Below are 26,781 nucleotides of genomic sequence, written 5' to 3' on the forward strand. Positions count from 1 at the left end.
TGTTCGCTTAGTACGTAAAGTCAGACCATGCCCACGCCACACGGGTCCCGAGGCGGAATGGCGTTCAGCGCGGATGAACTGCGCGTGCTCCGGCGCGCCCTCTCAGCGGCCCTCCAGTCCAGCACCATGATCCCCACCCCCGACGAGGTCAGGGACTATCTGCGCCTCGCCGAGGACATCGACGAGGCGGCCCGCGAGGGCGGGCGGCTGCGGACCTTCCAGCTCGCGGAGCTCGCCCGGTACCGGGCGGCGCTGCCGGGCAGCGCCGCCGGCTACCTCGAGCGGCTGACGGGCGCGCTCGACACCGGTTACGTGCCCCTGCCGGACGACCTCGCCGCGCTGCGCCGCCTGCACGACGCGCCGTGCACGGACGCCGAGGCGCACCGCAGGCGGGCCGTGCTGCGCCGCTGCGAGCACCTGGCGGAGCTCGACGTGCGCGCCCGCCTGGAGGCGCGCATCCCCGCTCCCTCGCAGCCCTGCGGCACGCCCTCCACCGGCAGGGCCCGGCTGCGTGCGCTGCCCGGCGGGCGGGCCGCCTCCGACGATCCCAAGCCGGGCCCCAAGCCCGAGCCGAAGACGCCCCCCGCCGAGCCGGCCGCGCCGGACCCCGGTGAGGAGAAGCGCAAGGTGCCCACGCCGGCCGAGATCTTCCCGCCGCGCCGCCGCACGCCACCGCCCCCCGAGGAGCGGGCCACGGGTTGACGCCGAGTCACCGCACAACCTTCCGGAGACGTCACGGGTCCTTCCCGTGACGTCTCCCGTGCGTTCACGGGTGCGCCACCTGACCGTCGACTTCCTCAGGGGGAACCCGGCATGAGACTCACCCGGCTCGCGGTGTGCACCGCGGCCGTCGTCATGACCGCGACGGCGGGATCCGCCGTCATCGCGGGCGCGGCATCGGCCGCGCCCCTCAGAGCCGAACTGCACCTGACCGCACCCGGCGACGTCGGGGTGGCGGCGACGAGCACCGCGTACAAGACGTTCGAGATCACCGCCCTGGTCCAGCGCTTCGACGACGGGCAGGTGCCGGAGCCCGCCCACGAGGTCGTCGTCACCATGGACCTCGCCGCCCTGGCCGGCGTCGTGGACGTGGCGCTCCCCGCGAACCTGTGCGCCACCTCCGGCACCACGGCCACCTGCTCCCTGGGCACGGTCGACCACACCGGCACCGCGATACCCGTGAGGATGCGGGCCGCCTCCGGCTCCAGGACCGACGACGCCGCGACGCTGCGCTATTCGGTGAGCGCCAAGGACGCCAGGCCGGATCCCGACAGCATGACCGCCACCCGGATCACGGTCGGCAGCGGCCCGGACCTCGTCGTGCCGAAGTCGTCCACCGTCTCCGACGTACGGCCCGGCGACACCCTCGACCTGCCGGTCGTCATCGCCAACGTCGGTGACCGGCCCACCCGCGGCGGCGTCTCCGTCCTGGTGCGGACCAACCTCACCAGCTCCTTCGGCACGGGCCTGGTGATGGCGGACGACTTCGGCAACTGCCGCCACGCCCCGGTGGGCCAGCCGGAGGACGCCTTCGTCTGCCACTTCGCCACCGACATCGCCCCGGGCGAGGTGTGGGAACTCGCGAAGCCGCTGAAGATCGAGGTCGAGTCCGGCGACACCGACGGCAGGGTGGGCTACCAGGCCGACCTGATCGGCGGAAACCTCGACGACGACGCACAGCTCGGCACCCCCGGCACCGGGGCCCCGCTCACCCTCGTCCGCAAGACGTCCGCCCCGGCGGCGAAGGACACGCGCGGCCCCGGGACGGCGGCCCGGAAGCCCGCCACGCAGGAGGGCTGGGACGTCGACTACACCGACAACCTCGGCGGCCTGAACATCACGATGTACGACCCCGAGGGCCCGGCCCCCGGCCACCGCGGGGCGGACCTGGTCGCGATCGGGGACACGGTCAGGGCGACGGTCGGCGACCGGGCGAAGGCCGTCGTGGGCCTGCGCAACGAGGGCGACGAGGCCGCGCGGGCACGCGGCACCAGCGAGACCGGGCCGGCCACCTGGGTCGCGGTGGAGATCCCCCGCGGGGTGCGGGTCACGGCGCGCGACGGTGCCTGCAAGCCGACCACGAACGCGGACTGGGACGACTACCCGGGCGGCGTCACCTTCGGCGACGACCCGCAGGACGTCGCGCCCGTGCCGACCGGGACGATCTACTACTGCTACACCCGGCACTCGATCGAGCCCGGCACCTCCCAGACCTTCTCCTTCACCCTGGTCGCGGACCAGGCTCTGGACGAGGCCACCGGTCTGGTCTTCGCGGCCTCGGACTACGGCGTCGACCGCAAGGGCCAGAAGAACAACGCGGGCGTCCTCACGGTCACGGCCAAGGCGTCGTCCGGTTCCGGCGGGAGCACCTCCGGCGGTTCCGGCGTGGTTCCGGCCGGCGGGACGGGCTCCCTCGCCGCCACCGGCGCGGGGCCCGTACGTCCCCTGGTGGCCGGCTCTGCGGCCTGCGCCGTCCTGGGCGCCCTCCTGGTGGCCGCGGTGCGCCGCAGGCCGCGTACGGGCGCGTAGCCGCCCTTCGGTGACGAAGCCGTGGCCCCGGCCCGCGACGACGCGGACCGGGGCCACGGCTTCGCCCGACCGGGGGAAGCGTCCCCCGGTGGTGGTCCGCCGCGGGGCGCGCCAGGGGGCGTGGCTACCCTGGTGCCATGGACTACGTCTCCGCGCTCGTGCCCCCCACCGTGATGGCCATCGCGTTCACCTTCCTCATCCGGACGCTGATCAGGAGCCAGGGCGGGGTCAACAAGGCCAAGGAGGACGCGGTGGTCGACGCCGCGCTGTCCGGCGCGCAGCCCCCGGCCCAGCGGTCGGGCGGCGTCGAGAAGCCCCGGGTGTGACCTCGGAATTTCCGGCATTCCGGGCATTGTGCCCGTAAGCAACTAGTATTCGGGTGTGCCCCGTCCATTGGGAGACCTCGAAGACGCCGTGATGAGCCGGGTGTGGCGCTGGAACCGCCCGGTGACGGTGCGCGAGGTGCTGGAGGATCTCCGCCGGGAGCGCTCGATCGCGTACACGACGGTCATGACCGTAATGGACAACCTTCATCAGAAGGGCTGGCTCCGGCGGGAAGCCGAAGGACGCGCCTATCGCTATGAGGCGGTTTCCACTCGGGCCGCTTACTCGGCGGCACTCATGCACGAGGCGTGGGCCGCCAGCGACAACCCCGCGGCGGCCCTTGTCGCCTTCTTCGGCATGATGTCGGCGGAACAGCGAGAAGCCCTCCGTGACGCAATGCGGGTGGTGCAATCCGCTGATCCGGGTGACCCCGGGGAGACGGGCGGATCGGACGGGCGATAGCGTCCGCACATGCGCGCCGCATCAAATGACGTCACCATCCGCCGGGCCAGGACGGCCGACGTGCCGGCTGTCCGGCGCTTGCTCGACGCCTATGTCCGCGACCGCATCCTGCTCGACAAGCCGACGGTGACGCTTTACGAGGACATCCAGGAGTTCTGGGTGGCCGAACACGACCAGGACGCAGAGGTGGTGGCCTGCGGCGCATTGCACGTGATGTGGGAGGACCTCGCCGAGGTGCGCACCCTCGCGGTCGATCCGGCGCAGCACGGCAAGGGCGTCGGGCATCTCGTGCTGGAGAAGCTGCTGCAGACCGCGCGGTGGCTGGGAGTGCGGCGAATTTTCTGCCTCACCTTCGAAGTGGACTTCTTCGCGAAGCACGGCTTCGTGGAGATCGGCGAGACACCGGTCGACGGTGATGTCTTCGGTGAGCTGCTGCGGTCAAAGGACGAGGGCGTGGCCGAGTTCCTCGACCTCGAACGAGTGAAACCGAACACCTTGGGCAACAGCCGGATGCTGTTGCATCTGTGAGGCTGCCCACGGCGTCCGTCCGGCACAACAGTATGTCCGAAACGTTCCCGCGGAAGACCGCGGGGATGGTGGCCGGCCGGGAGCAGTTCGGGCAAGGGGTTTGAGTTTTCCGGGAAAAGGCGGTTTGCTTTTACCGGTTATCCGTATTCGATGAAAGGGAAGCCGGTGGCACAGAAGGTTCAGGTCCTTCTTGTTGACGACCTCGACGGCGGCGAGGCGGATGAGACCGTGACGTTCGCACTCGACGGAGTGACGTACGAGATCGACCTCACCACCGACAACGCCGACAAGCTGCGTGGTCTCCTCGGCCCGTACGTGGACAACGGCCGCCGTACCGGTGGCCGCGCCGGCCGGGGCCGCGCCGCGAAGGGCGCCTCCCGCGGGGGCGCCGCGAGCCAGGACACCGCGAAGATCCGCGCGTGGGCCAAGGAAGAGGGTTACGAGGTCAACGACCGCGGCCGTGTCCCCGCGCAGATCCGCGAGGCGTACGAGAAGGCGCACGGCTGATCGGTCCGGGCGACACGCAGCCGGACCCGGTGGCAGGCGGTCGCGAGCGCGGAGACCAGGGCCGTCAGGCCCACGGTCCCTCCGGAGCGTCCGTCCGCCGCGGGGTTGGGCTGCGTGCCGAGCGTCATGGCGGGCAGGGAGAACGGCGCGCCGGCGTGGCGCCCGCCGTCCGGAACGGGCGGCCGGAGCCAGGCCTGCGCGCCGTCGTCGTAGGCGGCCTCCCGCCCGCACAGCGGTACGAGGTCGAGCGGGATGCCGCTCCACTCCAGCCAGTCCAGCAGGCCGGGCAGTTCCTCGGCGCTGCCCGGGGCGACGAAGAAGCGCATCCGGTACCCCGCCAGGGCGACCGGTCCCGTACGGGGCGCCGGGAAGCGGCCGAGCACCTCGTGCCCCGCCTCCGCGGGGACGTCGAGGGCGTCCGCGTGTTCCAGGGTCGCCGGGACCCGTGAGGCCTGCATGCCCTGCGCAACGCTCCCCGGGGGTCCCGGGTTACGAGGCGGGTCACCGGGAGTGCCCGGCCGGCCGGTTCCCGTCACCCTCCGTGAATCCCCAGGACGCAAGTCTGTTCGCCTATAGCAGACAGCGGGCGTGCTCCCGGCATGGACTGTCCGTGCGGGCGGGTAAGAAATACCTAGTGGGAACGGACGACGGCCATGTCGGACAGGCGGGGCGTTCGCCCTCGGCGTACTGGATAAAGGGCTATCCGCCTGGCCTGCGGGAACATCGTCTCGCACCATCGGGTTGAGGCTGTTGTCGACGGCGCGGGGGTTAACGACCTCGCAAGGTGTCGACGGTTGAAGTGAGCTGCCCCGCTGTGCGGGACTAGCATGCGGAAGGACAGGGAGGGGACACGCCCCTAACTGCCCGACCGCTCTGAGGAGCGATTAACGATGTTCGAGAGGTTCACCGACCGCGCGCGGCGGGTTGTCGTCCTGGCTCAGGAAGAAGCCCGGATGCTCAACCACAACTACATCGGCACCGAGCACATCCTCCTGGGCCTTATCCACGAGGGTGAGGGTGTCGCCGCTAAGGCCCTGGAGAGCCTCGGGATTTCGCTCGAGGCGGTCCGCCAGCAGGTTGAGGAGATCATCGGACAGGGGCAGCAGGCCCCGTCCGGCCACATCCCCTTCACCCCCCGGGCCAAGAAGGTCCTGGAGCTGTCGCTCCGCGAGGCCCTCCAGCTCGGCCACAACTACATCGGCACCGAGCACATCCTGCTCGGCCTGATCCGCGAGGGCGAGGGCGTCGCCGCCCAGGTCCTCGTGAAGCTGGGCGCCGATCTCAACCGGGTGCGGCAGCAGGTCATCCAGCTGCTCTCCGGCTACCAGGGCAAGGAGGCCGCCACCGCCGGCGGTCCGGCCGAGGGCACCCCCTCGACCTCGCTCGTCCTGGACCAGTTCGGCCGCAACCTCACGCAGGCCGCTCGTGAGACCAAGCTCGACCCCGTCATCGGGCGCGAGAAGGAGATCGAGCGCGTGATGCAGGTGCTGTCGCGCCGCACCAAGAACAACCCCGTCCTCATCGGCGAGCCCGGCGTCGGCAAGACCGCCGTCGTCGAGGGCCTGGCCCAGGCCATCGTCAAGGGCGAGGTCCCGGAGACGCTGAAGGACAAGCAGCTCTACACCCTGGACCTCGGCGCCCTGGTGGCCGGCTCCCGGTACCGCGGTGACTTCGAGGAGCGCCTGAAGAAGGTGCTCAAGGAGATCCGCACCCGCGGCGACATCATCCTGTTCATCGACGAGCTCCACACCCTGGTGGGTGCGGGCGCCGCCGAGGGCGCGATCGACGCCGCCTCGATCCTCAAGCCGATGCTCGCCCGCGGTGAGCTGCAGACCATCGGCGCCACCACGCTCGACGAGTACCGCAAGCACCTGGAGAAGGACGCGGCCCTGGAGCGCCGCTTCCAGCCCATCCAGGTCGCGGAGCCGTCGCTGCCGCACACCATCGAGATCCTCAAGGGCCTGCGGGACCGCTACGAGGCCCACCACCGCGTGTCCATCACGGACGCCGCCCTGGTGGCCGCGGCGACCCTCGCCGACCGCTACATCTCGGACCGCTTCCTGCCGGACAAGGCGATCGACCTGATCGACGAGGCCGGTTCCCGGATGCGCATCCGCCGGATGACCGCTCCGCCGGACCTGCGCGAGTTCGACGAGAAGATCGCCGACGTGCGCCGGGAGAAGGAGTCCGCGATCGACTCGCAGGACTTCGAGAAGGCCGCTTCCCTCCGCGACAAGGAGAAGCAGCTGCTCTCCGCGAAGACCAAGCGGGAGAAGGAGTGGAAGGCCGGCGACATGGACGTCGTCGCCGAGGTCGACGAGGAGCTGATCGCCGAGGTCCTGGCCACCGCCACGGGCATCCCGGTCTTCAAGCTCACCGAGGAGGAGTCCTCGCGTCTGCTGCGCATGGAGGACGAGCTGCACAAGCGCGTCATCGGCCAGAAGGACGCGATCAAGGCCCTCTCGCAGGCCATCCGCCGTACGCGGGCCGGTCTGAAGGACCCCAAGCGCCCCGGTGGCTCGTTCATCTTCGCCGGCCCGTCCGGTGTCGGTAAGACCGAGCTCTCCAAGACGCTCGCCGAGTTCCTCTTCGGCGACGAGGACGCGCTGATCCAGCTCGACATGTCCGAGTTCAGCGAGAAGCACACCGTCTCGCGGCTGTTTGGCTCCCCGCCCGGATACGTCGGCTACGAGGAGGGCGGCCAGCTCACCGAGAAGGTGCGCCGCAAGCCGTTCTCGGTCGTCCTCTTCGACGAGGTCGAGAAGGCCCACCCGGACATCTTCAACAGCCTGCTGCAGATCCTGGAGGACGGTCGCCTGACCGACTCCCAGGGCCGGGTCGTGGACTTCAAGAACACGGTCATCATCATGACCACCAACCTCGGCACCCGGGACATCTCCAAGGGCTTCAACCTCGGCTTCGCGGCCGCGGGTGACGTCAAGACCGGGTACGAGCGGATGAAGGCCAAGGTCGGCGAGGAGCTCAAGCAGCACTTCCGTCCCGAGTTCCTGAACCGTGTCGACGACATCGTGGTCTTCCACCAGCTCAGCGAGGAAGACATCATCCAGATCGTCGACCTCATGATCGCCCGGGTGGACGAGCGCCTCAGGGACAAGGACATGGGCATCGAGCTCAGCCCCGAGGCCAAGTCGCTGCTCGCCAAGCGCGGCTACGACCCCGTGCTGGGTGCCCGGCCGCTGCGCCGGACGATCCAGCGCGAGATCGAGGACGTGCTCTCCGAGAAGATCCTCTTCGGCGAGCTGCGCACCGGTCACATCGTGGTCGTGGGCACCGAGGGCGAGGGCGAGAACATCAAGTTCACCTTCCGGGGTGAGGAGAAGGTCGCCGTCGCCGACGCGCCTCCGGTCGAGGCGGCCGGCGGGCCGAACCTCAGCAAGGAAGCGTAACCGCAAGTAATCGCACAGCGATCCGACCCCGTCCGCACATTAGTGCGGGCGGGGTCGTCGTGTTTTGTGTTCCCCATGAACCCACCCTTGTTGCGCCGGTTGCATTTGTGGAAAGGTGAGCGATGTTCAGCACGGACCCCTCCTTCTCCGTGCTCCGGCCGGTGTCGTGCCGTCATTCCGGCAGGCATTCGAAAAGATCAGCCGAGAGTGAGGAGAGGCCACCTTGCCCCTTCACCGGCGCCCCGGCCTCACCTCCCCCCACGTAGCTGCGTCCCGCGCCGGCGCATTGGTTCGTACTTTTCCCGGCGGGGCGAACGCGGAAGGAAACTCTCGTTGAAGGAATCCCCGCATCCGAATTCCGCGCACCCCGGCCGACTGTTCGGCGTACCGGACGAGACGTTGTCCGGAGAGATCGGAAAGTCCCTGGGAAAGGAAGGCGCGCACCAGCCGTTCGAGGAGTTGCTGGCCCGCCATTGGCGGCCGGTCTCCGAGTACGCGGAGTTGTGCACGGTCTCCGGGCACGCCGCCGGTATCCTCGCGGCGGCCGCGTTCACCCGGGTCTTCGTCGACACCCTGAGGCTGACCGGGCCCTCGGCGGCCTGGCGCCCCGAACTCCTGATCACCGTCCACAAGATCGCCGAGGAGTGGGCCGTCGACCGCCGTCGCGCCTGGCTCCACCGGCGGCTGCGGCCCCGCCCCGACCAGACCGACACCCGCCTGGCGGTACCGGAGAACCGCCGGCTGGCGAACCGGGCCTTCATGCGGCTGCCCGAGCCCGCCCGCTGCCTGCTCTGGCACGCCGAGGTCGACGCCGAACCGCTCGACGTGCCGGCCGGGCTGCTGGGCATCGACCCGGAGCGGGCGGCGGCCCAGCTGGAGCTCGCCCGTACCCGCTTCCGCGAGGCCTGCGTCCAGGCGCACCGGGACCTCGCGCCGTACGAGGCCTGCCTGCAGTTCAGCCGTCTGCTGGACATCTCCATCCACCGCGGGGGCGCCGGTCTCGTCCCCGACCTGCAGCGGCACATCGCCCGGTGCGACCACTGCCGGTACGCGGCCGATCAGCTCGACCACTCCGGGGACCGGCTGGGCGTGCTGATCGCCGAGGCGGTGCTGGTCTGGGAGGCGCGGGGGTACTTCGACTCCCGCCCCACCCGTCGGGCGGCCCGTGACAACGATGCCGGGAAGGGCTCCGGCGGTTCTCCCGGGCGGCGCCACGGCGGCCGCAGGCGCCGTGCGGCGAGCGGCGGCCGCCGGGGGCTCGCCGCGACCCTGCTGGGCATCGGCGGCTGCGCCCTGGTGACCGCCCTGGTGGTCGGCCTCACCACCGGCGACGGCGGCAGCGACGACCGTGCCTCCGGTACGGCGCCCACCGCGGCCACGGCGTCCCCCACCGCCTCGGCATCGGTCACCACCTCGGACACCGCGCCGGGCACGGTCACCGCCGACCCCGCCCCCACCGACGGGCTCCGCGGCCGGCTCCGGAACAACGGCGACGACCTGTGCATCGACCTGTCCGGCCGCCGCACCGTGATCGGCACCGGGGCGGCCACCGCGCGCTGCGACTCCGGTGCCACGCAGTTCTGGTCGTACGAGCCGGACGGGCTCATGCGGAGCGTCGCCCAGCCCGCGTACTGCCTCAACTCCCACCGCGGCCCCGCGCTGGAACTGGGTCTGTGCACGGCGTCCTTCGTCACCGGCGCCGAGGACGTGCGCTACGACCTCACCCTGACCGGGGACCTCATCCCCCGCTGGAACCAGCAGCTCGCGGTCGCCCCCGAGGGCCGCGAGCCGGGTGCGCGGGTCGTCCTGCGGCCCCGCGACGGCCGGCCCGTCCAGCGCTGGACCTTCGACACCTCCGTCGCCCCGCCCCGCTTCCAGTCGGTGGCCTACACCACCGGCTCGCAGTTGCTCGCCGGCTCCACCCGGGTGGCCGCGCTGCCCTCGGCGCCGCCGAGCCAGACGCCCACGGCCGCCGCTTCCCCGCCCCCCGGCGGGGAGCCCTGCGAGGGGGACTGCGACGGGGACGGCGACGGCTGGGGCCACGGCGGCTGGGACGGCTGGGGGGACCGGGACGGCGGCTACCGTCCCTGACCCGGTCCTGCGACGACGGTCACGTGCGCGGGCAGCCGGTCGGCCCCGGCGAGACGGTCGGCCGGCAGCGGGATGCGCACGGTCAGCGGCCCGGGGTGGGCCGCGAGCGGTGACAGGTCGAACCGGCCGTCGGCCGGGGCGGCCAACTCCAGCTCCCGCAGTGCGGGCAGCCCGCCGATCGACCCCCAGTCGGCGGGCGTGCCCGGACCGAGCAGCGCGAGCCTGCGCAGGCCCCGCTGGCCCGCCAGGAAGCGCAGGTCGGGCAGCGCGCAGTCCTTCAGCCTGACCTCGGTGAGGGCGAGCCCGGCCACGTACCCGGTCAGCTCGTCCACGGGCAGGTCGCCCCGCAGGTCGAGGCGGGTGGGCCGCAGAGCGAGCGCGCGCAGTTCGCGCAGCTGGTCGGCGGAGCGGACGGTGAAGTCCAGGCCGTCCGGGTCGAGCCGGGCGACGACCTCCTGCGCGTACACGGCGCAGTCGAAGCGGTGCCAGGACCACATCAGCTGGGCGCGGACGCGCACGGACGGGTGCGCGGCGAAGCGGCCCAGATAGCCGGCGGCCCGGTCCGAGGGCAGGTGGCAGGCCGTGACCACGACGTGGAGGGCGTCCTCGTCGCAGAGCCCGTCGGGGCCGGGGAGCAGGTCCAGGACGAGCGGTCCGGCCTCCGCCAGGGCGCGGGCCTCGGCCGCGTCGGCGGGCGGGACGAGCGCGGCGGCGCGCCGTTCCACGGCCGCGCGCACGGCCGGGTCGAGGGCGGTGGCGTGCTCCAGGCAGGCGGCGGCGAGCAGATGGAGCCGTGCCCGGGTGCGCCGGTCCGCGGCGAGGTCACCGCGGTCGAGGAGGTCCTGGAGGATCGCGACCCTCTCGCCCGGGCGGGCGAGCGCGACGGCCATGCGCAGGACGTCCTCCCACCGGTCGTCGGCGGCGTGGGCGGCGAGCAGGCCGAAGTCGCCCTCCTCGACGGCGGCGCGGGCGCCCAGGTAGTCCTGGAAGGTGCGGTGCACGAAGTCGACCGTGCCGGGTGCGGGCCGGCGCAGCACGCCGCCCCGGTCGAGGAGGTGGGTGAGGACGGCGGCGGCGTCGCCGAGCGCGGCGGCCTCGGGTACGGCGGGCAGCGCCCGCGCGACGACGGCTTCGGCCCGGTCGAGGTCCATCTCGGTGCGGCCGTTGCGGACCAGCCAGTGCGCCAGCCGCTGCAGCAGCTCGATCTGCGCCTCCTCGCGCAGCGGCACGACCGCCGCCTCCCGTTCGCGGTCCCGGCGGACCAGCAGCATCGACAGGGCGGCGGCGTACAGGTCCTTCCTCGCCCGCGGGAGGTAGCCGCGGCGGTCGTGGTGCAGGGCGCAGATCAGGCCGCACATCAGGGGGTTGGTGGCGAGCCGGCCGAGGTCCGGCTCTGCCCGCACGGCGCTCAGCAGGCCGTCGGCGTACCCGGCCGCCTCCGGCCCGGCGGCGGCGTGCCAGCGGCGGACGAAGGCGGTGACGTCGGCGGGGCCCATGGGGGTCAGGGCCAGCTCGGTGAAGCCCTCCCCGGCCAGCCAGTCCTCCCGAACGGCGGAGGGGCGGGAGGTGACCAGCCAGCGGTTGCCGGGATGGGCGTCGAGCAGGTCGCGGAGCCAGGCCCGGGCGCGGCGGCGTTCGGCGTCCGGGATCTCGTCGATGCCGTCGACCAGCAGCAGCCCGCGGCCCTCGGTCAGGACCCGGGTTTCCCAGCCCGCGGGCTGCGTCCCGGCGAGAGGGCAGCCGGCGGCGGCGAGGAAGCCGGGGGGCGCGGGCAGGCGTTCGCCGTGGCGGGTGAGGGTGCGCAGCGGGAGGACGAACGGGATCCGGTCCTCCAGGTACGCCATGCCCTCGTCCGGGTCCTGGCGCGCGCAGGCGATCGCCAGCCACTGCACGAGCGTGGTCTTCCCCGACCCGGCCTCGCCGCGCAGCAGGACCCGCTCGTGCGCGGCGAGCGCGCGGTCGGCGGCGCGGGGTCCCCCGGGCCCCTCCGTCGCACCCTGCGGAGGCCCCCCGTGCGGAGGCCCGCCGGCCGGGGGCCCGGCGGACGGTGCCGCCTCCAGGCTGAGGTAGGCGGTGTCCAGCGGCCAGCGGTCCGGGGTGTCCGCCAGGTCGAGGCCGTGGATCGTGAGCCGCCCGTGCTTCTTCGCGACGTACGCCAGGTAGCGCCGCTCGAAGGCCGCGTCCTCGCCGCCCGGCAGCGGGGTGCGGGCGATGAGCTCGTCGACGCGGGCGGTCAGGTCGCCCAGCGTCCGGCTCTGCTCGACCAGGGTGGCGGCGACGAAGGTCGAGCGCTGGGTGAAGAAGTGCAGGATGTGCAGGCAGGCCGTGTCGAGCAGCCGTTCGTGGAAGTGCGCCCCGTCGGCGCTGAGCTCCCGCTCCGGGGACCCGGCCGCGCGGCGCAGGGCGCGGGCGAACGCGGTGTGCCCGAGGCCCACGGCCTGCAGGTCGGTGAGGTCGAGGTCACCCAGGGCCCGCAGGGAGGCCGCGAGGGCGTCCGCGACGGCGGTCTCCTCGTCGGCGCCGACGGGGCGTTCCCCGGTGCGCAGGGCCTGGCGCACCAGCTTGGCGGCCAGGGCGCGCAGGTCCGCGTCGGTGAGGGTGCGCTTCTCGCCCCTGAAGGAGACGCGGGAGGAGATGCGCACCGGCCGGTCCACGAGCCCCGCGCCGGGGCCCTCGGCCACGAAGAGCCTCTTGACCAGTGGCCCCGCGACGGCCGACGCCAGCCGTACGCCCACGGCAGAAGGATCCACGTTCCCGCCCCCCGTCGCGCGGTTCGCGCGGTTTTCCCTTTCCGCGCTCCGCGTGCTCCCGGATTTCCCATTCCGTGTGACCCGGGCCACGGGACCTAGGTCCCGAAGGGCAATTCCCTTTGGTCCCGGGGCCGGTGACGTGACCCACGTGACCTGGGCCACGTACGAAACACCATAGGGGACAGCACCCGTGCGGCAGGCGGGGAAGCGGGGCGCGGGCGGTGAAACCTACGAAAGACGGTAGTAATCGGGGGGGTTTGTGTGGGGCCGGAATGTCGGGTTACCAAGGGATCGCGGCGAACACGTCGCAATGTACTTGTCCGGCTATTTCCGCGAGGTAATTCCGAATGCGTATGCCCAAGATCTCGAACTCCGTCTTCCGCGGCCGTCGCACCGTCGTCACCGCCGGCGTCTGCGCCTCGCTGGCACTCGGTGCGGCAGGGACGGCCGTGGCGGAGACGCAGGACGGGAGCCTGCTGGGCCTCGGCGCGGCCGGGAAGCTGGCGGACGTCACCCGGGCGCAGGCCGACGTGCAGCAGCGTGCCGCCCAGGCCGTGAAGGCCGACCGCCACGCGCACGCCAAGCTGCACTGGAAGCACCAGAACCACGTGGCGCAGTCCGCCAAGAGCGCCCCGCAGCAGCAGAGCCGCAGCAACAGCGGCTGGTCGGTCCCGGTCAAGAAGTACGCGCTGTCCGCCGGTTACATGCAGAACGGCGCCCGCTGGGCGCACAAGCACTCCGGCCAGGACTTCGCCGTGCCGATCGGCACCAACGTCCACGCCGTGAGCGCCGGCACCGTGGTCGAGGCGGGCTGGGGCGGCGCCTACGGCAACAACATCGTGATCCGCCACGCCAACGGCATGTACTCGCAGTACGGCCACCTGTCGAAGATGCAGGTGCGCATCGGCCAGCACGTCGGCCAGGGCCAGCAGATCGCGCTGTCCGGCAACACCGGCAACAGCACCGGCCCCCACCTGCACTTCGAGATCCGCAAGACCCCGTACTACGGCTCGTCGGTGAACCCGCTGCCCTACCTGCGGGCTCACGGCGTGTCGGTCTGACCCCGGTAGGTCTGGGCGATCAGCTCCTGGGCGACCTCGAGGACGGCGGCACGCTTCTCCTCGGGGTCGCCCTCGAGGTTCTGCATGGCGAACATCCCCGCGTGCATCGCGAAGACCGCGGTGATCGAGCGCACCTGGTCGGTCAGCGGCGCGTCCGGGTCCTTGAGCAGGGAGTGGACGGCGAGCAGCTTGGTCTTGAAGGTCTCGCCGATGCTCAGGTCGCGGACGGTGGCCTGGTTCTCCTGGATGAAGCGGAACAGCGGTCCGGCGCTCCACAGCGCGTCCGCGTAGCGGCGCAGCACCTCGCACTTGGTCTCCAGGGTGCGCGGCTGCTCCGTGGCCCAGGCGATCAGCTCGTCGACCGGTGAGGCGAGGTCCTCGACGATGCTGTTGAGGATGTCCTCCTTGGTCCTGAAGTGGTAGTACAACGCCGCTTTGGTCACGTCCAGGTGCTCGGCGATCTCGCGCAGGGACGTCTTCTCGTATCCCTGCTCGGCGAAGAGTTCCAGCGCGACGTCCTGGATGCGGCGTCGCGTATCGCCTCTGCGTGCGTGGGGCGTTGCCATGGGGCGAACTTTAACTTACTTGACGCCCGGCTAGTAAGCCGCATACTGTCAGGGTGCCCCAGGCAACTAGCCGGGCGGCAGGTAAGCAACCGAAGACAAGCAAGAAACAAGTAGGGGAGCTTGTGATGGCGGACACCGCCGACACCCCGCAGCGCAGCGTGCGCGTGGTGTTGTTCGGGCTCATGATCGCGATGTTGCTCGCGATGCTGGACAACATGATCATCGGCACCGCGATGCCCACCATCGTGGGCGAGCTGGGCGGCCTGGAGCACCTGTCCTGGGTGGTCACCGCGTACACGCTGGCCACCGCCGCATCGACGCCCGTCTGGGGCAAGCTCGGCGACCTGTACGGCCGCAAGGGCATCTTCATGTCGTCGATCGTGATCTTCCTGATCGGATCGGCGCTGTCCGGCATGGCGCAGGACATGGGCCAGCTGATCGCCTTCCGCGCCGTGCAGGGCCTGGGCGCCGGCGGCCTGATCGTCGGTGTGATGGCGATCATCGGTGACCTGATCCCGCCGCGCGAGCGCGGCAAGTACCAGGGCATGATGGCCGGCGTCATGGCGGTCGCCATGATCGGCGGACCGCTCGTCGGTGGCAGCATCACCGACAACTGGGGCTGGCGTTGGAGCTTCTACATCAACCTCCCCCTCGGCGTGGTCGCCCTGTTCATGATCTCGGCGGTGCTGCACCTGCCGAAGAAGCAGATCAAGACCAGCATCGACTACCTCGGCACGGTGCTGCTCACCGTCAGCATCACCTCGCTGGTCCTGCTCACCACCTGGGGCGGCAACCAGTACGCGTGGGGCTCGCCGCAGATCCTGGGCCTGCTGGTGCTCGGCCTGGCCGCGCTGGCCGCCTTCCTCTTCGTGGAGAACCGCGTCGCGGAGCCGGTCATCCCGCTGCACATCTTCCACAGCCGCAACTTCTCGCTGATCTCGGTGATCGGCTTCCTGGTCGGCTTCGTGATGTTCGGCGCGATGACCTTCCTGCCGCTGTACCAGCAGACCGTGCAGGGCGCCTCCGCGACCAACTCCGGCCTCCTGCTGCTGCCGCTGCTGCTGGCGATGATGGTCGTCTCGCTGATCGCCGGCCGGATCACCACCCAGACCGGCAAGTACAAGATCTTCCCGATCGTCGGCGGCGGCCTGATGACCGTCGGCCTCTACCTGCTGTCCACGATGGACACCGGCACCACCCGCTTCGTCTCCGGCGTGTGGATGGCCGTGCTCGGCGCGGGCATGGGCTTCCTGATGCAGATCACGATGCTGATAGCGCAGAACAGCGTCGAGATGAAGGACATGGGCGTCGGCTCCTCGTCCTCCACGCTCTTCCGGACGATCGGTGGCTCCTTCGGCGTCGCCCTCTTCGGCGCGATCTTCACCCACCAGGTGCAGAACACCATGACGGACCGCCTCGGCGGCGCCGCCGAGGGCGCCGCGTCCGGCTCCGCCCAGCTGGACCCGGCGGGCCTGGCCAAGCTGCCCCCGGCCGTCAAGGACGCCTACCTGCACGCCGTCGCCGGCGGCACGCACCACGTCTTCCTGTGGGGCGCGGCGGTCAGCGTCATCGGCTTCCTGCTGGCCTTCTTCGTCAAGGAGATCCCGCTGCGCTCGGCGCCGACCGCGCCCAGCACCGAGGAAGCGGTCGCCGCGGTCGAGGTCGTCTGAGCCTGCGGCCCACCCCGCCCCACCCGCTGCCGATGCTCGCACGGGGGTCGTCGTCCGACCCACGTGCGAGCATCGTCCGTTCGGCGGGGAACCTGCGGCCTGCGGCGTGGGACCGCTGCGTCGGATCCGCCGTCACTCGCGGGGCAGCAGCAAGCGGGCGACCGCGCCGCCGCCCTCCTCCTCGGGCACGTTGCGGAAGGTGAGACGGGCGCCGAGGACGCGGGTCTGACCGGTGGCGATGGTGAGCCCCAGACCGTGGCCGCTGCCGGCCCGGTCGCTGCTGCCCGTGCGGAAGCGGCTCGGGCCGTCGCGGAGCAGGTCGCGGGGGAAGCCCGGGCCGTGGTCGCGGACCTCCACGTACGGGCCGTCGACGGTGACCTCGACGGGCGGCCGGCCGTGCCGCCCGGCGTTCGCCAGCAGGTTGCCCAGGACGCGCTCCAGCCGGCGCGGGTCGGTGCGGACCACTGCGTCGTCGCGGACGGTCACGGTCGCCTCGGGAGCCGCGGCCGCGACCCTGCGCCGTACGAAGTCGCCGAGCGCCACGTCCTGGAGGTCGGCCTGCTCGGCGGCGCCGTCCAGCCGGGCGACCTCCAGGACGTCCTCGACGAGCGTGCGCAGCGCCTGCGAGCGGTCCCTGACCAGCTCGGAGGGGCGGCCCGGCGGCAGCAGCTCGGCCGCGGTGACCAGCCCCGTCACCGGGGTGCGCAGCTCGTGGGCGATGTCCGCGGTGACCCGGCGCTCCGCCTCCAGCCGGCCGGCCAGGACGTCCGCCATGGCGTCCACCGCGCGCGCCAGCTCGTCCGTCTCGTCCCGGACCCGGCCGCCGATCGCGTCGCGCACCCGTACGTTCGTCTCCCCGTCGGCCACCCGGCCGGCCGCCTCGGCCGCCTTGCGCAGCCGCCGGGACAGCTGCCCGCCGATGAGCACGCCCAGCGCCGTGCCGCCCACGACGACCGCCGACGAGCCGATGACCAGCGCCTGGTCCAGGTCCTCCAGGACCGAGAAGCGGTCGGTGAACGCCGAATTGAGGGACAGGACCTTGCCGTCCGCCAGCGGGGTCTCCGCCCACACCACGGGCGCGCCGCCGGTGTCGGAGACGTAGGTGGCCCGTTTGCCCTCCCGGGCCAGCCGCTTCAGCGGCGCGGGCAGGTCCGGGTCGTCCAGCCGGGCGTCGAAGGTGAGCCGGCCGGTGGACTCGTAGATCCGCTGGGCGAACTGCACCCGCTCGTTCTGCACGTCACGGGAGTTGTCGATCATGCTGGCCCGGGCCGCGTTGTGCACCACCAGGCTCAGCACCAGCGCGACCAGCGCCGACACCACGGCGATCGCCACGCAGACCTTCCAGCGCAGCCCGATCTTCGGCAGCGGACGGGCCCTCCTCGCCACGGGGCCCCCGGGACGCGCGGTCACCGCGTCAACCCCTGAGCTTGTAGCCGAAGCCGCGCACCGTCTCGATGCGCTCCTGCCCGATCTTCGCCCGCAGTCGCTGCACATGGACGTCCACCACCCGGGTGTCGCCGCCCCACTCGTAGTCCCAGACCCGCTCCAGCAGCCGGTCCCGGGACAGCACCGTCCCCGGCGCCGCCGAGAACTCCAGCAGCAGCCGCATCTCCGTGGGCGTCAGCGCCAGGCGGTCGCCGGCGCGCCGCACCTCCATCCCCTCCGGGTCCACCTCCAGGTCCCCGAAGGTCAGCGCCCCGGTCCCGGCCGGGGGCTCGTCCGCCGCGGCCACCCGGAAGCGCCGCAGCACCGCCCGCATGCGGGCGGTCAGCACGGCCCCGTCGAAGGGCTTGGTGACGTAGTCGTCGGCACCCGCCTCCAGGCCCAGGACGACGTCGATCGCGTCGGCCCGCGCCGAGAGCATGATCACCGGCACCGTCGACTCGTCCCGGATGCGCCGGCACAGGCTCACCCCGTCCAGGCCCGGCACCATCACGTCCAGCAGCGCCAGGTCGGGCTGCCGGGCCCGGAACGCCTCCAGCCCGGCCAGGCCGTCCGGTACGGCGGTCACGTCGAAGCCGTCGCGCTCCAGCGCCAGGGTCGTCGCCTCGCGGATGACGTCGTCGTCCTCGACGAACAGGACGTGGGTGTCAGCCATGCGGACCGCTCCCGGTGCCGTCGTCCGTCTCGTAGTCGCGGTGGGAGAACGAGACCTCCTCGAAGCGGGAGCCGTTCCACCGGTACGTGGTCACGTCCTCGCCCGAGGGGTTGGAGACCGCGTCCTGCGGCTCGTACACCTGGTGGGTCACCTTCAAGGTGCCGTCGCCGATCTCGGCGAAGACGGGGGGCTGCTCGTCGGCGAAGACGTTGACGTACGCGCCGTCCACCCGGCGGTAGACGTAGCTCCCGATGCCCACGCTGTCCGCGCAGGTCGAGACGTTGACCACCAGGTCCGTGCCGTCCCCGCCGGTCAGCCGGCCCGAGCGGCGGTCCACCGGGTACGGCTGCTCCGCGGCCTTCGGGCGGGTCCCCACACCCGTGGACGGCGCGGCGCAGGCCACCAGGCTGTCCCGGATGTCCCGGGCCACCTTCGGGTCGTGCTTCACCAGGCGCACCACGTCCGCGGCGGCCTTGGCGTCCACCGCCCGCGGGTCCGCCGACCGCCCGCCGTCCAGCGTGCGGGCGTCCGGGACCGGCGCCGACACCGAGGGGGACGGCAGGGCCGGGGAGGCGACCGCGGCGGTGCCCTCCTCGCGCACCCCGCCGGCGTCGCGGCAGCTGGTCACGGCGACGAGTGCCCCGCACACCGCGACGGCGGCGGCAGCGGTACCCACCGGGACTACGCTGCGGCGCACACGCCCTCCGTCCTGCCCGTGGCGGGCTCCACGGGCCTTCCGTATCCGTTGCTCTGCCGTTCGAGCTCGGCGCGCAGCCGCGCCAGCGCCCGGTGCAGCGTGCTCTTCACGGTACCCACCGACATGCCCAGCGCGTGCGCCGTCTCCTCCGTGCTGAGCTGCCGGTAGTGGCGCAGCAGCACCACCTGGCGCTGCTTGGGGGCCAGCATGCCGAGCGCGTCCAGCAGCATCGCCCGGTCGGCCCGCTGGTCGGCGCCGTCGTCCACGGAACCCTCCGGCAGCTCGGGGGTCGGCACCTCCTCCAGCCGGCGGGCGCGCCACCACTCGGTACGGGTGTTGATCATCACCCGGCGCATGTACGCGTCGGCCAGGTTCTTGTCGGCGATGTCGCCCCAGCGCGGGTAGGTGCGGGCCAGCGCCGTCTGCACCAGGTCCTGGGCGTCGATCGGGTCGGGGACGAGCCGGCGCGCGCTGCGCAGCAGGGCCTCCTGCCGGTTCCGCACGTACTCCTCGAAGTCCATGACCTGGGCTGTCCCCTGGGCGTTCGCCGCCATGGCGTCCCTCCGTCCGGCGCGCTTGATTACGACCAGGTCGACGCTACGGAGCGGATGTACGGCTTTCGCGACCACCGCCGCACAGCGGACCCACAGCCACCCATCGGTTGTGTAACGACAGGGCCGTCCGGGGTGTGCGGAGCTCAGCCGGGCAGCCGGTACAGACCGTCCGCGAGGGGTTCCACCAGGCCGTCGGCGACCAGGCCGTCCAGGGCCCGGGCGCGCTGGACGGGCTCGTGCCACACGGCGTCCAGCTCGGCCTGCGCCACCGGCTCCGTGGCCTCGCGCAGCACGGCCAGCAGCCTGCCCCGGACCTGGCGGTCGGTACCGGCGTACGTCTGGCCGCGGCGGGGCGGTCCCTCGTGCGCGGGGGAGCCGGCCAGCCGCCAGGCGCACTGCCCGGCGATCGGGCAGCGCACGCACTCGGGGCCGCGGGCGGTGCAGATCAGGGCGCCCAGTTCCATCGTGGCCGCGGCCCAGCGGGCGGCGGTGGCCTCGTCGGCGGGGAGCATCCGGTGGGCGATCCGGCGCTCGGCGGCGGTCGTCGCGTTCGGCGGGTACTCCACACCGGTCACGGCGCGCGCGAAGACCCGGCGCACATTGGTGTCCAGCACCGCGTGCCGCTGCCCGTACGCGAAGGAGGCCACCGCGGCGGCCGTGTACTCGCCGACCCCCGGGAGGGCCAGCAACTCGGCGTGCTCCGTGGGCACTTCGCCGGCGTGCAGCTGGGCGATCGCGGTCGCCGCGGCGTGCAGTCGCAGTGCCCGGCGCGGATAGCCGAGCCGGCCCCAGGCGCGGACCGCCTCGCCGGCGGGCTCCGCCGCGAGGGCGCCCGGCGTGGGCCAGCGCTCCAGCCACGTCCCGTACACCGGCAGGACCCGGCTGACCGGGGTCTGCTGCAGCATGAACTCGCTGACCATGACGCCCCAGGCGCCCGCTTCGGGACGGCGCCACGGCAGGTCCCGGGCGTTGTCGTCGAACCAGTCGATCACGGGGGAGTGCAGCTGCTGGTGGTCGCGGTCGTCGTTCATAGCGCCTCCGATCCTACGTCCCCGGGGCCGCCGTGGCGGGCAGCGCGAACGGCTGGGGGAGCTCCCCGGAACGGAAGGGAGATCTGCTGATCAATCACACAAGTTGCCAGCGTGCCGCGCGTGCCTTGGTCCGATTCAAGGGAAACCGCATAAGGTTTGCGCGTGGGCTCAATGCGCAATCCCGTGGGACCTCTCCCGTCCTCCATCTACTGGCGGCGACGGGCGGTTGTGCTGCTCCTGGTCGGGCTGCTCACCGTCCTGGTCGTATGGGCCGTCAACTCCCGTGACGGCGGGGGGAACAGCGCCAACGGGCCGGACGGCCGTTCACCCGCGCCGTCCATCACTCCCGGCCCGTCCGCGAGCGGTCCGCTCAACAGCTCCCGCCCGGGCGGCTCGGTCGGCGGTGGTTCCGGCGGCGACGACGGCGGTGACGCCACGGACGGCGGCACCGGCGACTCCGGTGCCACGGACGGCAGTTCGCAGGGCGCCGACTCCGGTGGCGGCGACGGAGGCACGGACGCCGGTGCCTCGGGCGCCGCGGACGCGGGTGGTTCCGGCGGCAGTGGCGGTGGGAGCGGCAGCGGCGGTGCGCAGTTGCCCGCGGGCTCCTCGCTGCCGGACTGCGGGCCGGGCGTCTCGCTGAGCGTGCGCAGCACCGACAACGCCTACGAGCCCGGCGAGCGGCCCCGGTTCACGCTGACCGCGACCAACCCCTCTGCCACCGCTTGCAAGCTGGACTTCGGCCCGGACTCGGCGGTCTTCTCCATCAGCGACGTCAACGACCACCACGTGTGGGCCAGCGACGACTGCCCCAAGAGCCGTGCCCCGTACCTGCTGCAGGTCCCGGCGGGCGGCTCGACCTCGTACGACGTCGAGTGGGACCGCCGGACGAGCTCCCCGCGGTGCGCCACGCCCAAGGGCGGGGCGGCCCCGTACGGCACCTACCTGCTCGAGGTGAAGCTCCCGGGCCGTTCCGCGAAGCAGACGTCCTTCGTCCTGAAGAACGTCTAGGACGTCCGGGGCGGCCAGGACGCCCGGACGTCCGGCGCGGGGCGGGACCCCCGGGACCCCCGGCCCTCAGACGTAGCGTTCCAGGATGGAGGACTCCGCGAGGCGCGACAGCCCCTCGCGGACGGAGCGGGCCCGGGCCTCACCGACGCCGTCGACTGTCTGCAGGTCGTCCACGCTCGCGGCGAGCAGCTTCTGCAGCCCGCCGAAGTGCTCGACCAGCCGCTCCACGATCGTGTTCGGCAGCCGGGGCACCTTCGCCAGCAGCCGGTAACCGCGCGGCGAGACCGCGGAGTCCAGCGCCTCGGGGGAGCCGGCATAGCCCAGCGCCCTCGCCACGGTGGGGAGTTCGAGCAGCTCGCCCTGGGGCAGCGAGTCCAGTTCGGTGAGCGCCTCGGCGACCGTGCGGCTGCGCTTGGCGGTCGGCTCCGGCACGTAGTCGCGGACGACCAGCTCGCGCTCGGGCTCGACGCCCGCGATCAGCTCGTCCAGCTGCAGGGAGAGCAGCCGGCCGTCGGTGCCCAGCTCGACCACGTACTCCGCGATCTCCGTGGCGATCCTGCGCACCATCTCCAGGCGCTGCGCGACCGCCGTGACGTCCCGGACGGTGACCAGGTCCTCGATCTCCAGGGCGGAGAGGGTGCCCGCGACCTCGTCCAGGCGCAGCTTGTAGCGCTCCAGGGTGGCCAGCGCCTGGTTGGCGCGGGAGAGGATGGCCGCCGAGTCCTCCAGGACGCGGCGCTGACCGGCCACGTACAGGGCGATCAGCCGCATCGACTGGCTGACGGAGACGACCGGGAAGCCGGTCTGGATGGAGACCCGCTGGGCGGTGCGGTGCCGGGTGCCGGTCTCCTCGGTGGGGATCGACGCGTCCGGCACCAGCTGGACCCCGGCCCGCACGATCTTGGTGATGTCCCGGTCGAGGATGAGGGCGCCGTCGAGCTTGCACAGCTCGCGCAGCCTGGTGGCGCTGAACTCGACGTCCAGCACGAAACCGCCGGTGCACAGTGATTCGACGGTCTTGTCCATGCCCAGCACGATGAGGCCGCCGGTGTTGCCGCGCAGGACCCGCTCGAGGCCGTCCCGAAGGCCCGTGCCGGGGGCCACGGCGCTCAGGGAGGCGCGCATCAGACCCTCACCGCCCGAGCCCTCGCGACTCCAGGCCTTGCCGGGAGCTGACGCCCGGTCGTTGGCTGCCACTGCTCTCCTCCGGTCGTACGGATGCCCGGATGGGCGAGACCAGGGCAAAGTTTACCGTCGGAAGGGTCAGGGGCGTGGGGCCCTCTTGGGCAGGACGCGCAAGGCGTCCCCTATGTCCGCCACCTCCGTCACCTTCATCCCCGACGGGATCTTCCCCGGGTCCGGCGGCACAAGGGCGTGGGTGAAGCCCAGCCGGGCCGCCTCGGCGAGCCTGCGCTGCACCCCGGTGACCCTCCTGACCTCGCCCGCCAGGCCCACCTCACCCACCGCGACCAGGTTCTTCGGCAGCGGCGTGTCGATCGCGGCGCTGGCCAGGGCGAGCGCCACCGCCAGGTCGGCGGCAGGCTCCCCGAGCTTCACGCCGCCGACGGTCGCCGTGTAGATGTCCTGCTTGCCGATCGACTTGATCCGGCCGCGCTGCTCCAGCACCGCCAGCATCATCGACACCCGGGAGTTCTCCAGGCCGGAGGTCGTACGGCGCGGGGAGGGGATCTGGGTGTCGACGGTCAGCGCCTGCACCTCGGCGACCAGCGGGCGCTTGCCCTCCAGGGTGACGGTCAGGCACGTGCCGGGGACCGGTTCGTCGCGCCGGGTCAGGAAGAGGCCGGACGGGTCGGCCAGGCCCGTGATGCCCTCGTCGTGCAGCTCGAAGCAGCCGACCTCGTCGGTGGCGCCGTAGCGGTTCTTGATGCCCCGGATCAGCCGCAGGCGGGCGTGGCGGTCGCCCTCGAAGGACAGCACCACGTCCACCAGGTGCTCCAGCAGCCGGGGGCCCGCGATCGCGCCGTCCTTGGTGACGTGGCCGACGAGCAGCGTCGACATGCCGCGCTCCTTCGAGGCGCGGATGAGCGCGCCCGCCACCTCACGGACCTGGGCCATGCCGCCGGGGGCTCCGTCGATCTCTGGGGAGGCGACCGTCTGCACCGAGTCCAGGATCAGCAGCGAGGGCTTGACGTCGTCCAGATGCCCCAGCACCGCCGACAGGTCGGTCTCGGCGGCGAGGTAGAGGTGGTCGGACAGGGCGCCGATGCGGTCGGCCCGCAGCCGTACCTGCGACGCGGACTCCTCACCGGTCACGTAGAGCGTGCGCGCCTGGGGCCCGGCCGCCTTCGCGGCGACGTCCAGCAGCAGCGTCGACTTGCCGACGCCCGGCTCCCCCGCGAGCAGCACCACGGCCCCGGGCACCAGCCCGCCGCCCAGGACCCGGTCCAGCTCCGGCACGCCCGTGCCGCGCGCGGTGGCCTGGCGGCCGTCCACCTGCCCGATCGGCTTGGCCGGCGTCGTCACCCGGCCGGCCGCGGTCGTGCGCACCGGCGACGCGCCGCCGTACTCCTCGACCGTGCCCCACGCCTGGCACTCGCCGCAACGGCCGAGCCACTTCACGGTCGTCCAGCCGCACTCCGTGCAGCGGTACGACGGACGGTCCTTGGAAGCGGGGCGGGTGCGGGCAGCCATGTGCCGCACGCTATCGGGTGCCACCGACAACGCCGCACCGCCCGCGGCGCGGGTCCCTGCCGTCCCGCTCCGGAAAAGGCTCGCGCACGTGGCCGGAGGGTCACCCGACGGGGTGAGCGGCGTGTGCTCTTTCGGGCGGGATCACCACCCATTTGGATTAAAGCCCGCCGTGATGCCTGAGGGTGTACGGGTCGTGGTCCTACCGTCACGGAGTGATGAGCAGCAGGTCTGACACACCCTCCCAGACAACCGGCGCGCACCGCCGACACCGCGCGCCGGTCCAGCGTGGCCGCACCGCGCCGGGGACCACGGGGTCCCCGGCGCGGCGGCGGCCACGCCCGCAGGGGACCCTGCCCGCACAGCCCCCGGCGCACTACGAGCCGTACCTGGACGGGCTGTTCACCTACTGCCTCTCCGTGCTGTGCGAGCACGACTCCGCCGCCGCCGCCCTCGGCGACGTGCTGGCCGTGGCCGAGCGCCAGCGCGCCCGGCTGCGCGACCCCGAGCTGCGCAGGCCCTGGCTGTACGCGCTGGCCCGCTGGGCCTGCCTGCGCACCCTGGCCGAGGGGCGGCCGGTATCGGTGCAGGCCTCGGCGGACGTGGCCGCCCGCAGACGCGGCGAACTGGCGGCGCTGGCCTGGCCCGAGGCGGCCGGCACCACCCCCGAGCAGCGCGAGGCGCTGGAGCTCGCCGTCCGCCACCAGCTGGCGCCGCACGAGGTGGCCCTGGTCGTCGGGCGGGAGCCGGACGCGACGCGCGCGCTGCTCGCCCAGGCGGCCTGCGAGGTGGAGCGCACCCGGGCGGCGCTCGCCGTGGTCGAGCTCGGCAACTGCGCGGCGGTCGCCCGCCTCGCCGGTGACGCCCGGGTGCTGCTGGGCTCGGCGCTCCGCCGCGAGCTGGTGACCCACGTCGACGTGTGCGCGCACTGCCGGGTCACGGCCGAGCGCGCCGTGGCGACGGGACCCTGGCCGGGCCTGGCCACCACCGCCGCGACGGCCGTGCTGTCGACGGTCGAGGCGCCCCGCTCCGCCGCGTACGCCGCCTTGCTGCACGCCATGCGGGGCGGCGTCGGGCGCGCCCGCCAGGGCACCCCGCGCTTCGACCGGCACGGCTTCCCGATGGACCTGAAGGAGCGGATGGCGCGGCGGGCCCGGATGCGGCACCGCGCGGTGACCTCCACGGTGGTCGCGGCCGTCGTCGCGGCACCGGTGCTGGCGCTGTGGGCGGCGTACCACGGGGCGCCGCTGGCGCCCGAGCACAAGGGGGAAGGTTCCTTCAGCGCCGGCGAGGGCCTCGACGGCGTGCAGTTCGAGAAGGCCGGTGTCGCGGGCGCGGCCGACGCGCGCGGGCGTTCCACGCGCGGGGGCCCGGGCCGTCTGTCGGTCTCCGTCGTGTCCGCCGCCCCCTCGGCGTCCGCCGCCGCCTCCGCCTCGGCCGGTGCCCGGGGCTCCGCCTCGCCGCCGGGCGACGCCACGGACGGCGACGACCGCTCGGTGCCCCGCCCGGGCCGGCTGCTCGTCGAGGCCCGCTCGCGCGGTCACGTCACCGTCGTCACCCTCACCGCCGAGGGCGCGGCGCCGGTCCGCTGGCGGGCGGCCACCTCCGAGCCGTGGCTGCGGCTGAGCCGGAGCCACGGCAGGCTGCGGCCCGGGGAGAGCATGACGCTGACGGTCTCCGTGGACCGCTCGCGGGAGCCCGTGGGGCCGTGGACGGCACGGATCTGGTTCGACCCGTCGGGCGCGGTCGTCACGATCGAGGGAAGGGGGAGGCCGTCGCCTTCCCCCGACCCCTCTCCGACCCCGTCCGCCCCCGACCCGTCACCGAGCGACCCGCCGAGCCAGACCCCCTCGGCCTCCCCGTCCTCCGCCCAGAGGGACGACCAGGGCGACGACTAGGACGACGACTGGGCGTCCTCGTCCTCGTCCTGCCCCTGATCCCCGCCGCGGGAGCCCGGCACCGGGTCCGCGGGGTGCGGAGCCATCGGCAGCAGGGAGGCGAGCCGCTGCTCGCACAGCTCGACGAGCCGGTCGTAGCCCCGCGGCCCCATCAGCTCGGTGAGCTCCGCCCGGTACGAGACGTACACCGGTTCGCCCGCGCCGTGCGCGGACCGCGCGCCCGTGCACCACCAGTGCAGGTCGTGACCGCCGGGGCCCCAGCCGCGCCGGTCGTACTCGCCGATCGAGATCATCAGCACGCGCGTGTCGTCGGGCCGGTCCACCCAGTCGTACGTCCGCCGGATCGGCAGCTGCCAGCACACGTCCGGCTTGGTCTCCAGCGGCTCGCGGCCCTCCTTGAGCGCGAGCGTGTGCAGGGCGCAGCCGGCGCCCGCGGGGAAGCCGGGGCGGTTGAGGAAGATGCAGGCGCCCTGGTGCCGCCGGGTCTGCCGGTCGCCGTCCTCGTTGACCTCGGCCCAGCCGTCCTCCTCGCCGGCCCCGTGGAACTGCCACAGCTCCGGGGTGAGCCGCTCCACGTGCCGCGCGACGCGCTTCTCGTCGTCGTCGTCCGAGAAGTGCGCGCCGAGGGTGCAGCAGCCGTCGTCGGCCCGGCCCGCCTGGATGCCCTCGCAGCCGCGGCCGAAGACGCAGTTCCACCGTGAGGTGAGCCACGTCAGGTCGCACCGGAAGACCTGTTCCTCGTCGGCCGGATCGGGGAACTCGACCCACGCGCGGGGGAAATCGAGCCCGACCTCGTCCGACACGTCCGGGTGATGCTGCCGCTTCGTCGCCTTTTTCACCTTCGCCACGATGTCAGGGTAAGCATGTGAAGCTCCTCCAGTGGTCACCCGCGCAGGTGCCCATACCCCGCATGTCCCCGGTCAAGGCGCGGCGCAGTAGCGTTCCGGG

23 protein-coding genes are annotated in these 26,781 nt (G+C 72.8%); 12 read left to right on the forward strand and 11 right to left on the reverse strand.

Annotation, left to right across the window (positions count from 1 at the left end):
- Positions 1 to 27 precede the first annotated feature (27 nt).
- The 6 genes from AC1VWI_RS24805 to AC1VWI_RS24830 all read left to right on the forward strand — a co-directional run bounded on the left by AC1VWI_RS24805 (position 28) and on the right by AC1VWI_RS24830 (position 4,350).
- Entirely contained in the window at positions 28 to 702 is a 675-nt protein-coding gene (locus AC1VWI_RS24805) for a hypothetical protein (protein WP_499513220.1), read from the forward strand.
- A gap of 111 nt (positions 703 to 813) precedes the next feature.
- A complete protein-coding gene (locus tag AC1VWI_RS24810) occupies positions 814 to 2,529 on the forward strand; it encodes a hypothetical protein (RefSeq protein WP_499513221.1) in 1,716 nt (571 codons plus the stop codon).
- Between the two features lie 137 nt (positions 2,530 to 2,666).
- Positions 2,667 to 2,855 (forward strand): hypothetical protein, encoded by a 189-nt coding sequence (locus AC1VWI_RS24815; protein ID WP_499513222.1) that lies wholly within the window; start codon positions 2,667 to 2,669, stop codon positions 2,853 to 2,855.
- A 55-nt stretch (positions 2,856 to 2,910) separates the two neighbouring features.
- The gene (locus AC1VWI_RS24820; RefSeq protein ID WP_499513223.1) at positions 2,911 to 3,315 is read left to right on the forward strand and encodes a BlaI/MecI/CopY family transcriptional regulator; all 405 of its coding nucleotides are present in this window, start codon (positions 2,911 to 2,913) and stop codon (positions 3,313 to 3,315) included.
- Positions 3,316 to 3,324: 9 nt separating this feature from the next.
- The gene (locus AC1VWI_RS24825; protein ID WP_431962047.1) at positions 3,325 to 3,843 is read left to right on the forward strand and encodes an amino-acid N-acetyltransferase; all 519 of its coding nucleotides are present in this window, start codon (positions 3,325 to 3,327) and stop codon (positions 3,841 to 3,843) included.
- A gap of 165 nt (positions 3,844 to 4,008) precedes the next feature.
- Positions 4,009 to 4,350 carry a histone-like nucleoid-structuring protein Lsr2 gene (locus tag AC1VWI_RS24830; RefSeq protein ID WP_499513224.1) on the forward strand — a complete coding sequence of 114 codons (342 nt, stop codon included), beginning with the start codon at positions 4,009 to 4,011 and terminating at the stop codon, positions 4,348 to 4,350.
- Here AC1VWI_RS24830 and AC1VWI_RS24835 read toward each other — a convergent pair.
- The gene (locus AC1VWI_RS24835; protein WP_499513225.1) at positions 4,281 to 4,808 is read right to left on the reverse strand and encodes an SCO3374 family protein; all 528 of its coding nucleotides are present in this window, start codon (positions 4,806 to 4,808) and stop codon (positions 4,281 to 4,283) included. The genes AC1VWI_RS24830 and AC1VWI_RS24835 overlap by 70 nt on opposite strands.
- A 432-nt stretch (positions 4,809 to 5,240) precedes the next feature.
- Between AC1VWI_RS24835 and AC1VWI_RS24840 the strand changes: the two genes are divergently transcribed.
- A complete protein-coding gene (locus tag AC1VWI_RS24840; RefSeq protein ID WP_499513226.1) occupies positions 5,241 to 7,757 on the forward strand; it encodes an ATP-dependent Clp protease ATP-binding subunit in 2,517 nt (838 codons plus the stop codon).
- Between the two features lie 333 nt (positions 7,758 to 8,090).
- Positions 8,091 to 9,848 (forward strand): ricin-type beta-trefoil lectin domain protein, encoded by a 1,758-nt coding sequence (locus AC1VWI_RS24845; RefSeq protein WP_499513227.1) that lies wholly within the window; start codon positions 8,091 to 8,093, stop codon positions 9,846 to 9,848.
- On the opposite strand, the gene AC1VWI_RS24850 is transcribed toward AC1VWI_RS24845, so the two are convergent.
- Positions 9,836 to 12,598 (reverse strand): NACHT domain-containing protein, encoded by a 2,763-nt coding sequence (locus tag AC1VWI_RS24850; RefSeq protein WP_499513228.1) that lies wholly within the window; start codon positions 12,596 to 12,598, stop codon positions 9,836 to 9,838. The genes AC1VWI_RS24845 and AC1VWI_RS24850 overlap by 13 nt on opposite strands.
- 347 nt (positions 12,599 to 12,945) lie before the next feature.
- Between AC1VWI_RS24850 and AC1VWI_RS24855 the strand changes: the two genes are divergently transcribed.
- Positions 12,946 to 13,659, forward strand: coding sequence for a M23 family metallopeptidase (locus AC1VWI_RS24855; RefSeq protein ID WP_499513229.1), 714 nt, complete (start codon positions 12,946 to 12,948; stop codon positions 13,657 to 13,659).
- On the opposite strand, the gene AC1VWI_RS24860 is transcribed toward AC1VWI_RS24855, so the two are convergent.
- Positions 13,641 to 14,225 carry a TetR/AcrR family transcriptional regulator gene (locus AC1VWI_RS24860; RefSeq protein ID WP_499513230.1) on the reverse strand — a complete coding sequence of 195 codons (585 nt, stop codon included), beginning with the start codon at positions 14,223 to 14,225 and terminating at the stop codon, positions 13,641 to 13,643. The genes AC1VWI_RS24855 and AC1VWI_RS24860 overlap by 19 nt on opposite strands.
- Before the next feature lie 125 nt (positions 14,226 to 14,350).
- Between AC1VWI_RS24860 and AC1VWI_RS24865 the strand changes: the two genes are divergently transcribed.
- The gene (locus AC1VWI_RS24865; RefSeq protein WP_499513231.1) at positions 14,351 to 15,895 is read left to right on the forward strand and encodes an MDR family MFS transporter; all 1,545 of its coding nucleotides are present in this window, start codon (positions 14,351 to 14,353) and stop codon (positions 15,893 to 15,895) included.
- A gap of 132 nt (positions 15,896 to 16,027) precedes the next feature.
- Here the strand turns inward: AC1VWI_RS24865 and AC1VWI_RS24870 are convergent, their stop codons facing one another.
- From AC1VWI_RS24870 to AC1VWI_RS24890, 5 genes are all read right to left on the reverse strand, one after another.
- Complete coding sequence (locus AC1VWI_RS24870; protein WP_499513232.1) at positions 16,028 to 17,389, reverse strand: sensor histidine kinase; 1,362 nt, start codon at positions 17,387 to 17,389, stop codon at positions 16,028 to 16,030.
- Complete coding sequence (cseB, locus tag AC1VWI_RS24875) at positions 17,310 to 17,993, reverse strand: two-component system response regulator CseB (protein ID WP_499513233.1); 684 nt, start codon at positions 17,991 to 17,993, stop codon at positions 17,310 to 17,312. Before cseB ends, AC1VWI_RS24870 begins: the two co-directional genes overlap by 80 nt.
- A complete protein-coding gene (locus tag AC1VWI_RS24880) occupies positions 17,986 to 18,669 on the reverse strand; it encodes a hypothetical protein (protein ID WP_499513234.1) in 684 nt (227 codons plus the stop codon). Before AC1VWI_RS24880 ends, cseB begins: the two co-directional genes overlap by 8 nt.
- Positions 18,670 to 18,674: 5 nt before the next feature.
- On the reverse strand, positions 18,675 to 19,244 hold the full coding sequence (locus tag AC1VWI_RS24885) for a SigE family RNA polymerase sigma factor (protein WP_499513235.1): 570 nt from the start codon (positions 19,242 to 19,244) through the stop codon (positions 18,675 to 18,677).
- Positions 19,245 to 19,387: 143 nt separating this feature from the next.
- Positions 19,388 to 20,275, reverse strand: a complete 888-nt coding sequence (locus tag AC1VWI_RS24890; protein WP_499513236.1) for an HhH-GPD family protein — start codon at positions 20,273 to 20,275, stop codon at positions 19,388 to 19,390.
- A 171-nt stretch (positions 20,276 to 20,446) separates the two neighbouring features.
- Here AC1VWI_RS24890 and AC1VWI_RS24895 point away from each other — a divergent pair, with 171 nt between their 5' ends.
- A complete protein-coding gene (locus AC1VWI_RS24895) occupies positions 20,447 to 21,286 on the forward strand; it encodes a hypothetical protein (RefSeq protein ID WP_499513237.1) in 840 nt (279 codons plus the stop codon).
- 66 nt (positions 21,287 to 21,352) lie between these two features.
- Here the strand turns inward: AC1VWI_RS24895 and disA are convergent, their stop codons facing one another.
- Both disA and radA read right to left on the reverse strand, forming a co-directional pair.
- Positions 21,353 to 22,483 carry a DNA integrity scanning diadenylate cyclase DisA gene (gene disA / locus AC1VWI_RS24900; RefSeq protein ID WP_499513238.1) on the reverse strand — a complete coding sequence of 377 codons (1,131 nt, stop codon included), beginning with the start codon at positions 22,481 to 22,483 and terminating at the stop codon, positions 21,353 to 21,355.
- A 66-nt stretch (positions 22,484 to 22,549) separates the two neighbouring features.
- A complete protein-coding gene (gene radA, locus AC1VWI_RS24905; protein ID WP_499513239.1) occupies positions 22,550 to 23,938 on the reverse strand; it encodes a DNA repair protein RadA in 1,389 nt (462 codons plus the stop codon).
- 215 nt (positions 23,939 to 24,153) lie between these two features.
- Between radA and AC1VWI_RS24910 the strand changes: the two genes are divergently transcribed.
- Positions 24,154 to 25,833 (forward strand): BACON domain-containing protein, encoded by a 1,680-nt coding sequence (locus AC1VWI_RS24910; protein WP_499513240.1) that lies wholly within the window; start codon positions 24,154 to 24,156, stop codon positions 25,831 to 25,833.
- Here AC1VWI_RS24910 and AC1VWI_RS24915 read toward each other — a convergent pair.
- Positions 25,830 to 26,681 (reverse strand): DUF3109 family protein, encoded by an 852-nt coding sequence (locus AC1VWI_RS24915; RefSeq protein WP_499513241.1) that lies wholly within the window; start codon positions 26,679 to 26,681, stop codon positions 25,830 to 25,832. The two genes, AC1VWI_RS24910 and AC1VWI_RS24915, sit on opposite strands and share 4 nt — an antisense overlap.
- Positions 26,682 to 26,781 lie beyond the last annotated feature (100 nt).

It is taken from the genome of Streptomyces sp. TOM-9 (assembly GCF_056858595.1).